Genomic DNA, 12,675 nt, shown 5'->3' with positions numbered 1-12,675 from the left:
CCTCTCATGCAGCGTTGGTTCTGGTCGGCACCTCGCGTAGACGGCGGGGTACCCGTGGTCGCAGTCCGCCGGTGAGCGCTTCGCCGGGTAGAACTGGCAGCACCTCACGGACTGGAGTCGGCAGTTCCTCGGCGGGCAGCACCTCGCAGACGCGAAGGATCACGGCGTAGTGCTCGGCGCTGAAACGGCAGCTGCCCGCGATCTCTTCGTAGGGGAAACGACGCTGCCGGACCTGTTCCTGCACCCACCACGTTGAACAGCGCAGCGCCTCAGCCACCTCAGCGGCTGTGTACAGGCGCGGCAGTCCAGGGGGCGTGCCGGTCATGGCGGTCGCTGTCTCCTCCGGTTCGGCGTAAAGATGGGGTTGATGGTTGGCGGCCGTTTACGCGGCCAGGGTGGTGAGGTACTGCCTGGCGGTTTCGGCGTGTTCCCGGGCCATCTGAGCGGAGGTGTTCGCGAGCAACGCATCGGCGGTGGTGTGCCATCCGGCGCCGACGAATTGCAGGAAGTTGACGACCAGGGTGGTGGGCTGTTCGCCGGCCTCGGTCTGTTCCGGCCCGGCGGTTTGTGCCCGGCGGAATTCGACGCGGCCACTGCGGAGCACGGCGAAGGTGATGGAGTAGCGGCGGGATTTAGTAAGGAAGTGGCCGCCGAAGCCGAGCATGTGTGCCCAGCGTTGCAGTCGCCGGTACGGGCTGGCCTCGGGCACCTGCTCCAGGGCTTCGCGGCCCCGGGCAGCGCAGGTCGGGCAGGGCTGCCGGGTACTGCGCTGGTGGCAGGCGGGGCAGGTCCAGCGGGCCCGGCCGAGGCGCCAGCAAGCGGCGACAAGCCGCTCGGTGTGAGAGCCCTGCGCATCGGCGTACAAGTCGATCGTGTCGAGCGTGAGGCGGCTTGACACGTGCCCGGTCACGTCGGTCGACTTCGTGGCGTATTTGGCGAGATAGCCGGCCACCTGACCCATCGAGATCTCACCCGAGCCGCGCCCGTCCGTGGTGATCACTTTGGTCAGGACCTGGTCCCCCCAGCCGATCCGCCAGCCGTCCGGCTTTGCCGGGTGCGGGTCGGTGGTGAACGTGACGGTGCGGGCGGCATGGTCGACGGCCGCTTTCAAGTCGTGGGCGTCAAAGCCGGACGGAGGCGGGGTGATGGCGTCCGGATCGGGACCGTCCAGACGGAAGATCGCGTGGAAGTGCACAGCGGCGCGGCGCTGCATCTCGGAGCCTTTGTCGAACTCCACCCGCACCGGCGGGCGGCGCCGCGTCCGGGTCGTGCCGTCCGTGCTGGCCGAGGTGACGTGAACATCAGCGATGCCGCGTTGCCGGGCGAGGCGGTGCAGGTAGCGGCCGACGGCGATGGTGGTGCGGCGCCACAGTTCGCCGGACATCAGGTTCCACACGGCGTGGGCGTCGTAGTCGTAGCAGTCGCGGCACAGCGGGGTGCCCAGGAGCGGGGCGTCCTTGTCGTGGCGGGCGAAGCACACGAGGCGGGTGCCGTGGTCGCAGACGGTCAGGTCGCGGCGGGCGTGGCAGGGTTCCGGGCGGCAGTCGCAGTCGATGCGCCGGGTGCAGGTGTGCCGCTTCACCACGCGGGTGTGGACCTGGCCGAACGAGGGTGCGGTGAAGGTGGGGAATACGGCGGGGTGCTCGGCTACCTGCTCGGGGACGCCTTTACCGCCAGCGAGGCCGGTGCGGACGATCTGGTAGGCGTCGTTCTGGTACAGCTTCGAGCAGGACGGGCAGACGGAGGCGCGCCGGTTGCCGCACGGCTTGTAGATGACCCCGTCGGGCATGTCCGCGGTGTGCCGCTCGGCGAGCAGGCGGCCAGTGGCGGCTTCGACGGTGGTCATCGTTCCGGCCAGGCGAATCGGCCGGGTACATGCGGCAGCCGGTTTGACGTGGGCGAGCCAGGCTGGGTAGTCCGGGCGGGCGGCGCGGGCGATGGCCTGCTCGTGCAGATGTGGGGAGCGGCGCCACCACAGCGGTGCGGCGAGAGAGGTGTCCGGCTGCGCGGTGGGGGCCGTACCCGAAGCGGTTGCTTCGGGTACGACGCTCAACGTGGAGACGGTCACCGGGTGGCCTTCACTGGCGTGCCGTTGACAGTCGGAATCGGTTTGGTGGGGCTGTTCGGTTCGAGGTCGAGCACGGCCAGGGCTTGCGCTGCCTGGTCGGAGTTCACCCGCAGGCGGGCGGCGAGCTGGTTCGCTGTGATCGGCGTGCCGTGTTCGATGCGGTACTGCTTGGCGATCTCGCGGGCCTTGACCAACAGGGCCGGGTCGACGGTGTACGGCAGGGGCAGCTGTGCAGGCTCCGGCTCGGTGACAGAAGTGTCGGCGGCGGAAGCGGCCAGCGGCTGTGCCGTCTCGGTCGGCTCAGTCGTGCGGGGCTTGGCCTTCGAGGTGCCAGCAGCGGCCGGCCGGGCGGTCGGTCGTAGCGGGATGCTCGTCGGGCTCGGGGTGACCCGGGCGGCAACATCAGCCGGGGTCGGAACCTCGATGCGTGCGGCCGCCGGTTCCGGGTCGGTCTCGGCGGACACTGTGGGCGGTGCGGTTGCGGCGGCCGGGGCCGTCACAGGTGACGGCAGGTCGGCGGCCGGGCTCGGGGCCGGGACACGGTTGTCCGGGATGGCCGGGATGGCCGGGGTGGGCAGGGAAGTAGTAGGGGCAGGGTTGATGTTGTCGTTGTGGAGGCTGATGGCCAGCAGTGCGCCGGTTGCCATCACCATGAGTCCATCTGCGGCCAGTGGGCCGACGATGTAGACGATGGGCTCTTCGCCGTAGTACTTGAGGAGCCCAGACAGGTGCCGGTAGGACACCAGGGCGGCGACGAGCGCGACGGGGGTGATTCCCGCGAAGCGAACGAGTCGCCAACTCCAGCCGTGCGGCCAGGCCACGCGGACCAGGATTTCCACGGCGACGAACAGAAAGACGGGCCAGACGATAGCGCCAATGACAGCGCCGGGCTGGGGTGCCCAGTCGGCGGGGGCGTTCTCGGGCGGCACGAAGGAATGTGCGATGTTCGCGGCGATCGAGACGACGCCGCCGATGATCGCGCCGGTGTAGGCCCAGCCGCGACCGGTGCTGTTGTTGTCGGTCATAGCTTGTGCTCCCGGGGTGCCGGGGCGGGTTCCTGCCTCAGCAGGGCGAAGCCCATGACGACCGGTCGGGAGTAGCCCTTCGAGCTGAGGTGCTGCTCGACGAACCGGATGTCGTCCATCGCCTCGATCGGGAACGACAAGGGCAGCTCGGTGTTGCTGAAGCCCATCCCGACTCCAGCGTTGAACTGGAAACCGATGAAGTAGACGTGCCAGACCGTCACGGTCGGCGGATTGGTGTTGGAAGGGCTAGTGGTTGTCATCGCGTCGGGTCCTTCCAGGAAGGTCGAACAGGGTCGGTCGTGGAAGGTCCGGACTCGGCGTAGGGTTGGCCGCCTGCCGGACCGCTGCCCTGAAGCGGGCTTTGACGGGTTCGTGCAGGTCGGTGAAGGCGTCCGCGGACAGTCGTGCGACTTCCGCGCGGTTTTCGTCGCGCCGCTTGTAGAGCAGCGGCCGGACGGTGGCGTTCGTAGGGCAGTCGCTGACCCCATCGGGGTAGCGGTAGCCGCAACCCGGGCAGCGCGAGGCCGGCGGGTTACCGGGATGGTGGTCGGCGAACACCTGCACGAGGGTCGCCAGGGTGACGCCCAGGCCGGACTCCAAGAGCCGGCGGTCGAGGGCGTTGCGGTCGGAGGGTTTGCCGAACCGTTGCTGCGCACCCTGCGGGGACACGCCGAGTCGGTCGGCTATCTGCGACCAGGAGTAGGAATACGGCTTGGTACGCAGGCCCGCGACGGCAGCCCGGGTCACGGCGTCCACCTCGGCGGACAACCCGGCCAGCATGCGCAGGGCTTCGATGTCACCGTCAGCGACCCGACGGGCGTAGGCCCGCAGGATGCGCCGGACGAACGCATCGAACTGTGCAGTTTCGGTGTGCCGCTTGGCCCGCTTGCGCGGTTTCGGCGTCAAGGCGGGGTTGATGGTGTTCTTGCTCATCCGGCGCCACCGCCGATCAGGTCGGCGAGCCGCACATCGGCGGCGTCAGCGACGCGCAGAGCGTTCATCAACTCGTGCACCGGGACGGTGGCCGCCTTACGCAACACCGCGGTCACGTCCTCGGCGCGACGGCCCGGGGCGTCGTTGAACTCGTAGGCTTGCGAGCCGTACTCGACCAGCAGGAACCGGTCGAGATGCAGGACAGCCTGTTCGAAGTCCAGGAAGCCCGGGTCGTCGAAGTGTTGCGCCGGTGCCTCGCACGGGCCGCCGTAGCAGACCATCGCGATAGCGCCGACCATGTCCGCCGCCGGGGTGAAGATGGTGGCGGTCGGGTCGTAGTAGACGTGCTGGGTCCAGCCGTGCCGCTCCAGATACAGCGCGGCAGAGGTCAGAACCTGCGCGACCGGGTCCGGCGCCGCAGCGACGGCCTGAGCCAACGCCCGCAGACCCGCATAGGTCACCGTGTAGCCGACCTCGGCGACAGCGCCGGGGAAGGGCTCAGGCTCGATGGCGACCGGGCCGCTGACGGCCTCGGCGACCTGGCGCAGCCAGACCTCGAAGCCTGCGGCCGGGATTCCGTCCTGGCCGGTCGGGCGGGTGTCAGGGACCTGGTTGTCCTGATTCTGGGTAGGGTTCATTACGCCGACTCCTTCCGTCGGATGTGGGTTGGTTGGTAGGGCGGCGGCACTGGGTCGCTTTTCCAGGGCTTGATCCCGGTGTCGTCCGCTCGGACCGTGGTCCGTGGGTTGTGTTGCTGCTGGTCAGTGCATGTGTTGGATGATGGTCACGCAGCGGCGGCCACCAATGACGGCGACGAATCCGGCGCCGAGGATCAGCGGGACCGCCAGTGCGCCGAGACCGATCGCGGCCAGGGCTTGCCAGAGCATCCAGCCGCCGATGAACAGGGCGGTCAGCAGGACCACCGCGATGACGGCGCCGAAGCCCGTCCAGAAGCGGCGGAACTTACGGTCGCGTTCCTCGATCTCGGCCTGCCGAGCCTTCCAGCGCAGGTACAGCTCGTGGTTGCGCTGCTGCTGCATGCGGATCTGCTGCTCGTCGTAGACGGCCGGGTACCGCTCGTGCGGTGCCGGGTCGACGTAGTGGATCACCCGCATCGGTTGCGGCTGACGTGGAACAGGTAGCCGTCGGCTCATTGTCGGAGCCTCCTTCGGGTAGCGATGAACGGGGTTCTTCCCAGTTCGGGAAGCATGTGGAGCGCGTCAGGCCGCCCGTGGTCTCGGCCGGCGAAGCGGCGTGACCATGCCAGCGGCGGTAGCGCGCAGGGTGGCCGCGTAAGCGGCGATAGCCGCGCACGTGCGGTCATCCAAGAAGGCGACTTTGACCAACTCCGGGCTACCGCTCTCCGCGATCAGCAGACCGGCGCCGGGGTTGTTCGGGCTGATCACGTTCGCGGACCAGCCTTTCTGTGCCCAGCCGTGCCCGAGGACGATGTCCGACGAGCTGTCGTTGGTGCAGCGCCCGGCGAACCGCCACGCGAACAGGTCCCGCAGATCAGTCGGGATGATCGTCGAAGACGGGCGCTGGGTCGCGGCGACCACGATGATGCCGACCGCACGCCCGCGGGCGACGAGGTCACGCAGCCGCGTGGAGAACTCCTCGCGCTGCTGCTTACTGCCGACCGTGGCCGAGTAGTAGGCGATCTCGTCGATGGCCACCAGGTACGCGGTGAACACGTCGGCGGGCTTGATCTTGCGGCGCTCGCACGACTCCAGGTAGGCGTACCGGTTGTCCATCATGATCTGGAGCCGGTGCAGGGTCTTGTTCGCTTCGACAATGTCGGGGCCGACGAAGACGTCCGCGCATTTACGCCACTGGCCCAGTTCGACCCGCTTGCCGTCGAGCAGGCACAGCCGGCAGTCCAGCGACAGCGCCGCGTGCGCGACCACGCCGTTGAGCAGACCCGACTTACCCGAACCGGGCTCGCCGCCGATCAGCATGTTGCGTTCGATCAGCGGCACCCGCTTCGGATGACCGAATTCGTCGATCCCGATATACACCGGGTCGAAGATCGACAAGGCAGGTCCCAGCTCCACCACTCCAGAACCGGTTTCGGCGGTCAGGACAGGCGACATCTCACGCCGCCGCAGCCGGAACCGACGGGGACGCGGTGTTCCACGCGTCGTCCGGAACGATGTCCGGGGTGAACCCGTCCGACTTGGCACGGGTCATCCGGGTGACCTTCGCCGAGGCGAACCGCAGCGACGGGCCGATCTCGTCGACCTCCAGCCCGTACGCGGAACGCTTCTCACCCTCCGGGGTCTCCCAGCGCGACAGCCGCAGCCGGCCGCTGACGATGACCCGGGTGCCCTTCGTGAGGGACTCGGCGATGTGCTCGGCCATGTCGCGCCAGCCGGTGCAGTTCAGGAACAGCGGGTCGCCGTCCTTCCACTGGCCCGACTCCCGGTCCAGCGTCCGAGGGGTCGACGCCACGGTGAACTTCACCAGCGCGGCACCGGACGGGGTGAACCGCAGTTCCGGGTCGTCGGTCAGGTTCCCGACGATCGTGATCTGAGTTTCTCCAGCCATCGTGATCACTCCTTGTCAGTGATGGCTTGCGAACAGGACATTTGGCCGTCCGGGACGTGGCGGGTCATCGGCGACCGCCACGTGGTTCCGGTGCCGGAGGTACTTCGATGTCGGCCAGTTCCAGGCCGACCGGCGGCAGCGCAGGCGACACCGGCATGGTGCGGTTGTTGTTACGCAGGCTCGGGATCAGCAGCGCCAAGGGCAAATCGATCCGGCCCGTCAACGCGTCCCGGCGACCCAGGTCGACCCGGACGAACGCAGCGAACCGCTCCGAGGCGGCCACCACCCGTGCCTGCTTCGCCATACACGCCACCGCGATCCGGGCGGTTTTGCCTTCCAGGTCGTCCAGCGACAGACCCGGACGCAGCCACAGCCACACCCGCTCACCGGCGGGAGTCGGTCGCGCCCACAACAGCAACGGCACTGGAACCGGCCGCGAACCGCCGCTACCCGAGGTCGCGTTCCGCACGATCCCTGTGAAACACAGCCGCAGCCGGTGCCGCACCAGCAGGCACCACGACAACGCCACCAGGAACCGGCGAACTGGACCTACCGCAGTGCAGACGACCGCGACGAGCAGCACAGCCATCGACGCCAGCCACCACGTGGCCGCGTGCGCCAGAGTGACCCAGCCAGCCACAAGCAGTGCCGACGCGGTGATCTCCAACGACCACCACCACAGCGCCCGCAGCACCGGCCATATGCGCACCAGCACACCGGCCAGCACACCGAGCACCAGGCCCGACACGGCGCCAAGCAACACCGCCGCCCACAACGGGACGAACACGCTCAGCACCGCCGTCGCGGCAGCGTCCGAAGCCAGTCCAACGACGAGCGCTGTCACCCTGGCCCGGCGGGCGTACCACTGCGACACCGGCGGTTCGACGATTGCGACCGCCCCGATAGGCCCTGCGTTGAAGATCTTCCCCTGTGCCATAGCCACCTCCAGATTTGGCCATCACATCTAGATTATCTAGCCAAATCCACGATCTATGCTCATGGCGGGCGTGTCAAGGTATTTGGCTAGACAAATCTTGGGGAAGCCTGTAGAACAGGACGGTGAGTGCAGGTCTTCCGATGTACCGCAAGATCGCCGCTGATCTTCGCGACAAGATCAAGTCGGGGGAGCTGCCCCCGGGTTCACTACTGCCTACGCAGCAGGAACTCTCGCGGAAATACGAAGTGGCTCGGATGACCACTCGTCAGGCCATCGCTGAACTGATCAACGAAGGCTTGGTTGTCGCCCAGCAGGGCCGAGGTGTCACTGTTCGCGACAGGCAGCAAATGGTCTATCGGCCACAGGACGGCTGGGAGGCGCCGACCAGCCCCACCATAGACCGGTTCACAGCTGCCTTCACCCGCCACGGCCGTAATCCTTCGATGGAAATCGATGTGTCGGTGGTCCAGGCGGACGACTTCGTAGCCGAGCGCCTCGGTGTGGAACCCAGGTCGCAGGTCGTAGCGCGCCGACGTGTCATATCGCTCGACGGCACGCCCTTCCACATCAACGACACGTACTACCCGTACGAGCTCGTTCGCGACACCGAGATCATGAGCCCTGCCGATATCCCGGGCGGCAGCAACTATGTCCTAGCCGAGCGCGGCTATCGGGAGCGGTACGCGATCGACGAGTTCTTCATCCGGATGCCCACCCCGGAGGAAATCGGCCGGCTAAGGCTCAACCCCGGAACGCCCGTCGCTATGCACGTCGTGACCGGCTTTACCGCGAGGGAAGAGCCAGTCCGCTGCGACATCTTCATCCTGCCCGGCGACCGTCACGTCATTATGTACGAGCGAGTCCACCCAATCGACGATGAAGGCCGCCCGGTCTCGACACCTCGCGGCGGGCAGTCGTGACGCTCTCCATCCGCCCGGCTGAGCCGACCGAGCGGGACATCGTGGCAGACCTGTGGAATGCCGCTGCGGCGTGGCTACACGAGCAGGGCCAAGACCAGTGGCAGTACCCGATCCGCCTCCACGCAATTGAGGCGGCAATAGCAGACCGCACATGCTGGTTGGTCTGGCGAGCCCCCGGCGACCCAGTCGCGACCGTTACCCTGGATGACTTCGCCGATCCTCGGCTTTGGCTACCTGAGGACCAGCCCGGCGCCGGCCGCTACGTTCACCGACTCGTCGTCACACGAACTGGTGGTCCCATCCCAGATCTGGGATCCGCCATTCTCGACTGGGCCAGCATCCGCGCAGCCAACGTAGGCGCCACCTGGCTCAGACTTGACGCTTGGACAAACAACACCCGCCTTCACAAGTACTACCTAGAGCGCGGATTTCACCTCGTTAGATCTGTGTACGGACCGGATATAAGCTCCGGGGTGCTCTTCGAGCGCCGCGCGGGCGCCATTCTCGGAGTCGGGCCGCGAGTCGTCGAAGATGGAAGCGACGGGACTGCGAGAAGCTAGTCCCGTCGACCTTGCCCTGCATGTGCCCACAACGCTGGCCCAAGTTTAGGTCAACAAGAGGCGATCACGTTCGCGGCTGAATTCTCGGCACACTTCAGAGTCGATATCTATATCGAGCCTGAGTGTAATCGCAAGGTTTCCTACTGTGGATGCGTGGCTATTCAGAAATATTGGGATGCGTCCAGCTTCCTCCACAAACCGTTCTGCGAATGCGCGAACTTCGCGGATGGCAGCATCGGCGTAACGGGAGAGTAGGTACAAGAGGTTGCTGTACTCCTCCGGCGTCGTGGTCCCTCGAATGCCGGAAGCCCATTCCAGGATTTCGCCGTACGCACTGCCGAACCGCTTGCTTAGCTGCGCGATGCGCAAAGGATCGCCGGATTCGCCTGGCTCGCCGAGTGCCCAGATCTGTGCTTCCTTGCTGATTACGCGGACCAGCTTCGTTACCAGACCCTGCAACTCGCTCAGCTTACGGACTATAAGTTCCGAAATCTGATCAGAGTCGATGTATATGCCATTGTTGGGCGCGTACCCTAGCTCGTGGTCCAATGCCCTATCTTCAAGCCCTTTTACACTCTGCCAGATGCCACCCGCCAGAAGTAGATACTCCCATTTCTGTGGGCGGGTGGTTATTACCGCCTGAACCTCATCAGGGGTGAGTGGTACACCCAGATGCGGAGCCGCTTCTACTTGTGCTGGACTGTCGACAGATTTCCCCAGCTTTTCAACAAGAAGGGTAGATATTTGGCTCGGGCTGTACCGTCGACCATCTATGAATGCGATTGTTGGCGGGAGGCCCGGGATAGGCGAGTCGTCCAGTCGAACGGGTAGCAGATAAGCGGCGCCGCGTTCTTCGATCGCCCTCGCTTGGGCGCTACGCCGCTCGTGCGAAGTCCAGACCTTCGATATGTAGTGGGTAGAGCCAAAGAGGACAACATACCGCGACTTCTGCCTGTACACCTCGTCCAGGTAGACAGAAAGGTCTTCTCCCCACAGTTTCGCTTGTTCAAACTGGTCGTAGAAAACGGCGATGCCGCTCGCCTTTAGCGCCTGAGCGATCTGCTCCACGAATGCCCGGTCTTCCCCGGCGAAAGTCAGGGCTACGTCGAATTCATGCCGACCCATGGAGGCGAATGTTAGAGATCCGAATCCATGATCGCCAGCCGCGTTCAGTCTCCCGAGGCTTCCAGCTAACGGGCGGCGGGGTAGTCAGTGAGCCGAGGTCACCTCCGTTGGTGAGAACTTTCTATGCATCTTCAAGGCGGCCCTGCGGGCCGCAGCCGCCCGACCCCTGCCGGCTCCGCCTTATGCCTGCGGCAACGGCGGGCCGGCAGTCGGACGCACTGATGCCCTGCGCCGCTTGAAATCCAGCACAGGGCAGCGCTCTTGGCTGGGGCCAGACTATGGATCTCCCGTCGGGGCAGTTCGAGCCCGGGTCATTGCGGCGAACGCGACACGCTCCAAGCGGCGCTGTATCGCGCTCGGCTGCCGCTCGAATTCGACCGCCAACTGGTCAATCGTCTTCCCGGCGAGGTACCCCGCGGCCAGCTTGGCATCAGCCTGCGGAGTCCACCGATCATAGGCCTTCCGATGCTTCTCACGAATCTCCGCGATGCTGCGCCCATCACCTGCAGCGCCGCCCTCGTCAGGCTCGTCGGGCTCGCGCGCAGCGTCGAAGATCCAATCGGGCTCGCCTAAGACCTCTTCATCCCAGTCGGGCTCATCCATGGGCGCCAATCTATCTGACCGAGAGTGCTTGTCGATGCGCATAACGTGACAGTTCTGCCGTTGCCGGGAGGGCAGCGCCTCCGGCGGGCAGGATCTCCGACCCTGCACCCGGTGAAAGCCTCCGGCGGCCAGGGCTACCCGCCCTGGACCGGGGCAGCTCGGGGATGCCGAAGCCCGGCGGGAGGCCATCGCACACCGGGAGGCAGCCAGACCGCGCCCGTCTGGTCCAGGTCGGTCAGACAGTGGGGTGCTCCACCTGGACCAGACGGGCGCGGCCCGGCCGGGCGGAGCCTGCGCGACGGGATGCCCGCACAGGTAGCCGACCCCGTCGCTTGGGAGAATCCTGGGAGACGATCTTGCCAAACTCGCCCTGGAAGCCCGAACCAAACCGACCGACACCAACGTCGTGAGCAGGACGTATAGCCATCGGTCGACGTGGCGGGATGACCTTGACCTAGTTGACACGGAAGAGGTCACTGGTTCGATCCCAGTATCGCCCACGAGTCCCTGAGGCCCCTGTGTCCGCTGAGTAGCGCGGACCCGGGGGCCTCGTCATGTCTGCTCAGGGGGCCGAGCCCCCCTGAAACCCCACGAAAACCGTTCGTTGTCGGCTGGCTGGGATGGGCGGCCGGGTTCGAGCGACCAGGACGAGGTTGGCGGGCTGTTCGCACACAGGTCGCCAATCGCCTAGTCGCGCGCACGGTAGCGCAGGTTGTCGGTGGGGGTCCCACGGCCCGCCGCTACTACCGTGGCGACGACCGCGCGGTGCACGGCCGGGTACGGCCGCCCTTGGGCGTGGAGGTGTTGGGCACCCCGTCAACTTCTATCGCCCCCTGAATCCGGTGAGCCGCGAACGCGAAGGTATGGGCGGCCGATCAGCAGGTGTCTCAGGATCTCTTCGGTGCAGCAGGGAAACGACGGCAGGGACGGCAACAGAAGGTCCCTGAACAGGGAGTATGCGGTTCGTATTCGACCATTTATGGTCCGCCCATAGCCCTTGATCCTTTTGTTGGTGGGGGAGCGCTCCGCGAAGCCGATCCCGGACCGTTGTATGGAGGCGGTGGCAGCGTCGGGCATCCCGGGTCACTGATCGGTGTCGGCGGGACGGTTGACCGGACATCCGCAGACATTGAAGATGGTGGAGGTTTCATCGGCATGCGAGGCCACCGAGCGGGGCCATTCTTCTCGCGCTATTCCGCGTCGCCGATTTTGCGCCGGGGCACCGACCTGCAGGAACGACAAACTCCGCCCAACTGAGGAGAATCATGGCCAACCAGGGAATGCCGACCGTCGGTCCGGGCGACACCGGCGACACGGTAAGCCAGGCGCAGCGTGCGTTGCGGCGCACCCCGAACACCACGCTCGTCGTGGACGGCAAATTCGGGCCCAAGACGGAGGCCGCGACGAAAGACTTCCAGGCGGCGGAGGGTTTGCCGGTGACCGGCGTCGTCGATGAAGCGACGTGGAAGGCGCTCCCGGACGGCAACGCGATGCCGACGCTGCGACAAGGCTCGAAGGGTGATGTAGTCCGCAACCTGCAACAGGCCCTGACCTTGGGCGCTTCTGGCCTGTGGGAAACGACGCCACAGAAAATCGATGGGCATTTCGGGCCGAACACGGACGCTTCGGTGCGTGCCTTTCAGGGCTGGGCGAATCTTCCGGTGGACGGCGTGGTCGGCCAGCAAACCTGGACGGCGTTGCCGCTGGCGCTCGAATTCGTGGTCGGCCTTCAGCACACTGTGAGCGATTAGCGTCCGCGGCCCCGAATGCGCTTCTGCCCTGACCTCGATAGAAGGAGCAAGGCGTGCCCCCACCAGAGAACCCGCTCCCCGATCAGTCGTGCCGCGTCATCGACTTCGAGCGGGCCGACGTCGTCTCTCTCATGATCTATCCTCCGCCGCCTCCGATGCTCGTCGTGGCCGGCGAAAAGCCGTTCGCGAACACGCAGGTCTCGCTT

At 66.2% G+C, this 12,675-nt stretch carries 14 protein-coding genes; 2 read left to right on the top strand and 12 right to left on the bottom strand.

The genetic code is table 11. The features are described from left to right. Positions 1–4: 4 nt before the first annotated feature. The 10 genes from Ari01nite_RS03895 to Ari01nite_RS03850 form a co-directional block, all read right to left on the bottom strand. Positions 5–325 (bottom strand): helix-turn-helix domain-containing protein, encoded by a 321-nt coding sequence (locus tag Ari01nite_RS03895; RefSeq protein WP_203779418.1) that lies wholly within the window; start codon positions 323–325, stop codon positions 5–7. Positions 326–382: 57 nt separating this feature from the next. Further along, complete coding sequence (locus Ari01nite_RS03890) at positions 383–2,053, bottom strand: replication initiator (protein WP_203779416.1); 1,671 nt, start codon at positions 2,051–2,053, stop codon at positions 383–385. An 11-nt stretch (positions 2,054–2,064) separates the two neighbouring features. After that, complete coding sequence (locus Ari01nite_RS03885; protein WP_203779414.1) at positions 2,065–3,093, bottom strand: hypothetical protein; 1,029 nt, start codon at positions 3,091–3,093, stop codon at positions 2,065–2,067. Then, positions 3,090–3,353, bottom strand: a complete 264-nt coding sequence (locus Ari01nite_RS03880) for a hypothetical protein (protein WP_203779412.1) — start codon at positions 3,351–3,353, stop codon at positions 3,090–3,092. Before Ari01nite_RS03880 ends, Ari01nite_RS03885 begins: the two co-directional genes overlap by 4 nt. Beyond that, a complete protein-coding gene (locus tag Ari01nite_RS51265) occupies positions 3,340–4,026 on the bottom strand; it encodes a hypothetical protein (RefSeq protein ID WP_307837749.1) in 687 nt (228 codons plus the stop codon). The genes Ari01nite_RS03880 and Ari01nite_RS51265 overlap by 14 nt, the downstream gene beginning before the upstream one ends. Next, on the bottom strand, positions 4,023–4,664 hold the full coding sequence (locus Ari01nite_RS03870) for a DUF6197 family protein (protein ID WP_203779409.1): 642 nt from the start codon (positions 4,662–4,664) through the stop codon (positions 4,023–4,025). The genes Ari01nite_RS51265 and Ari01nite_RS03870 overlap by 4 nt, the downstream gene beginning before the upstream one ends. A gap of 123 nt (positions 4,665–4,787) precedes the next feature. Beyond that, a complete protein-coding gene (locus tag Ari01nite_RS03865; protein WP_203779408.1) occupies positions 4,788–5,141 on the bottom strand; it encodes a PH domain-containing protein in 354 nt (117 codons plus the stop codon). 105 nt (positions 5,142–5,246) lie between these two features. After that, the gene (locus tag Ari01nite_RS03860) at positions 5,247–6,119 is read right to left on the bottom strand and encodes an FtsK/SpoIIIE domain-containing protein (RefSeq protein ID WP_203779407.1); all 873 of its coding nucleotides are present in this window, start codon (positions 6,117–6,119) and stop codon (positions 5,247–5,249) included. 1 nt (position 6,120) lies between these two features. Then, positions 6,121–6,573: a single-stranded DNA-binding protein gene (locus tag Ari01nite_RS03855; RefSeq protein ID WP_203779405.1), complete on the bottom strand. Its 453-nt coding sequence runs from the start codon at positions 6,571–6,573 to the stop codon at positions 6,121–6,123. Positions 6,574–6,637: 64 nt separating this feature from the next. Next, positions 6,638–7,348: a hypothetical protein gene (locus Ari01nite_RS03850; RefSeq protein ID WP_203779404.1), complete on the bottom strand. Its 711-nt coding sequence runs from the start codon at positions 7,346–7,348 to the stop codon at positions 6,638–6,640. 302 nt (positions 7,349–7,650) lie between these two features. Between Ari01nite_RS03850 and Ari01nite_RS03845 the strand changes: the two genes are divergently transcribed. After that, positions 7,651–8,430: a GntR family transcriptional regulator gene (locus tag Ari01nite_RS03845; RefSeq protein ID WP_203779403.1), complete on the top strand. Its 780-nt coding sequence runs from the start codon at positions 7,651–7,653 to the stop codon at positions 8,428–8,430. A gap of 605 nt (positions 8,431–9,035) precedes the next feature. Here Ari01nite_RS03845 and Ari01nite_RS03840 read toward each other — a convergent pair. Both Ari01nite_RS03840 and Ari01nite_RS03835 read right to left on the bottom strand, forming a co-directional pair. Beyond that, positions 9,036–10,115 carry a toll/interleukin-1 receptor domain-containing protein gene (locus Ari01nite_RS03840; RefSeq protein ID WP_203779401.1) on the bottom strand — a complete coding sequence of 360 codons (1,080 nt, stop codon included), beginning with the start codon at positions 10,113–10,115 and terminating at the stop codon, positions 9,036–9,038. Positions 10,116–10,391: 276 nt separating this feature from the next. Beyond that, entirely contained in the window at positions 10,392–10,718 is a 327-nt protein-coding gene (locus Ari01nite_RS03835; RefSeq protein ID WP_203779399.1) for a hypothetical protein, read from the bottom strand. Positions 10,719–11,983: 1,265 nt separating this feature from the next. Here Ari01nite_RS03835 and Ari01nite_RS03830 point away from each other — a divergent pair. Beyond that, entirely contained in the window at positions 11,984–12,469 is a 486-nt protein-coding gene (locus Ari01nite_RS03830) for a peptidoglycan-binding domain-containing protein (RefSeq protein ID WP_203779397.1), read from the top strand. Positions 12,470–12,675 lie beyond the last annotated feature (206 nt).

The sequence above is a fragment of the Paractinoplanes rishiriensis genome (genome assembly GCF_016862375.1).
GTDB lineage: Bacteria > Actinomycetota > Actinomycetes > Mycobacteriales > Micromonosporaceae > Actinoplanes > Actinoplanes rishiriensis.
This window is presented reverse-complemented; position numbering and strand designations above follow the sequence as displayed.

Bases quoted from the DNA above. Each gene is read 5' to 3' on its own strand.
- Ari01nite_RS03895 (WP_203779418.1), bottom strand. From the start codon at position 325: ATGACCGGCACGCCCCCTGGACTGCCGCGCCTGTACACAGCCGCTGAG.
- Ari01nite_RS03885 (WP_203779414.1), bottom strand. From the start codon at position 3,093: ATGACCGACAACAACAGCACCGGTCGCGGCTGGGCCTACACCGGCGCG.
- Ari01nite_RS03880 (WP_203779412.1), bottom strand. From the start codon at position 3,353: ATGACAACCACTAGCCCTTCCAACACCAATCCGCCGACCGTGACGGTC.
- Ari01nite_RS51265 (WP_307837749.1), bottom strand. From the start codon at position 4,026: ATGAGCAAGAACACCATCAACCCCGCCTTGACGCCGAAACCGCGCAAG.
- Ari01nite_RS03870 (WP_203779409.1), bottom strand. From the start codon at position 4,664: ATGAACCCTACCCAGAATCAGGACAACCAGGTCCCTGACACCCGCCCG.
- Ari01nite_RS03865 (WP_203779408.1), bottom strand. From the start codon at position 5,141: ATGCGGGTGATCCACTACGTCGACCCGGCACCGCACGAGCGGTACCCG.
- Ari01nite_RS03860 (WP_203779407.1), bottom strand. From the start codon at position 6,119: ATGTCGCCTGTCCTGACCGCCGAAACCGGTTCTGGAGTGGTGGAGCTG.
- Ari01nite_RS03855 (WP_203779405.1), bottom strand. From the start codon at position 6,573: ATGGCTGGAGAAACTCAGATCACGATCGTCGGGAACCTGACCGACGAC.
- Ari01nite_RS03845 (WP_203779403.1), top strand. From the start codon at position 7,651: ATGTACCGCAAGATCGCCGCTGATCTTCGCGACAAGATCAAGTCGGGG.
- Ari01nite_RS03840 (WP_203779401.1), bottom strand. From the start codon at position 10,115: ATGGGTCGGCATGAATTCGACGTAGCCCTGACTTTCGCCGGGGAAGAC.
- Ari01nite_RS03835 (WP_203779399.1), bottom strand. From the start codon at position 10,718: ATGGATGAGCCCGACTGGGATGAAGAGGTCTTAGGCGAGCCCGATTGG.
- Ari01nite_RS03830 (WP_203779397.1), top strand. From the start codon at position 11,984: ATGGCCAACCAGGGAATGCCGACCGTCGGTCCGGGCGACACCGGCGAC.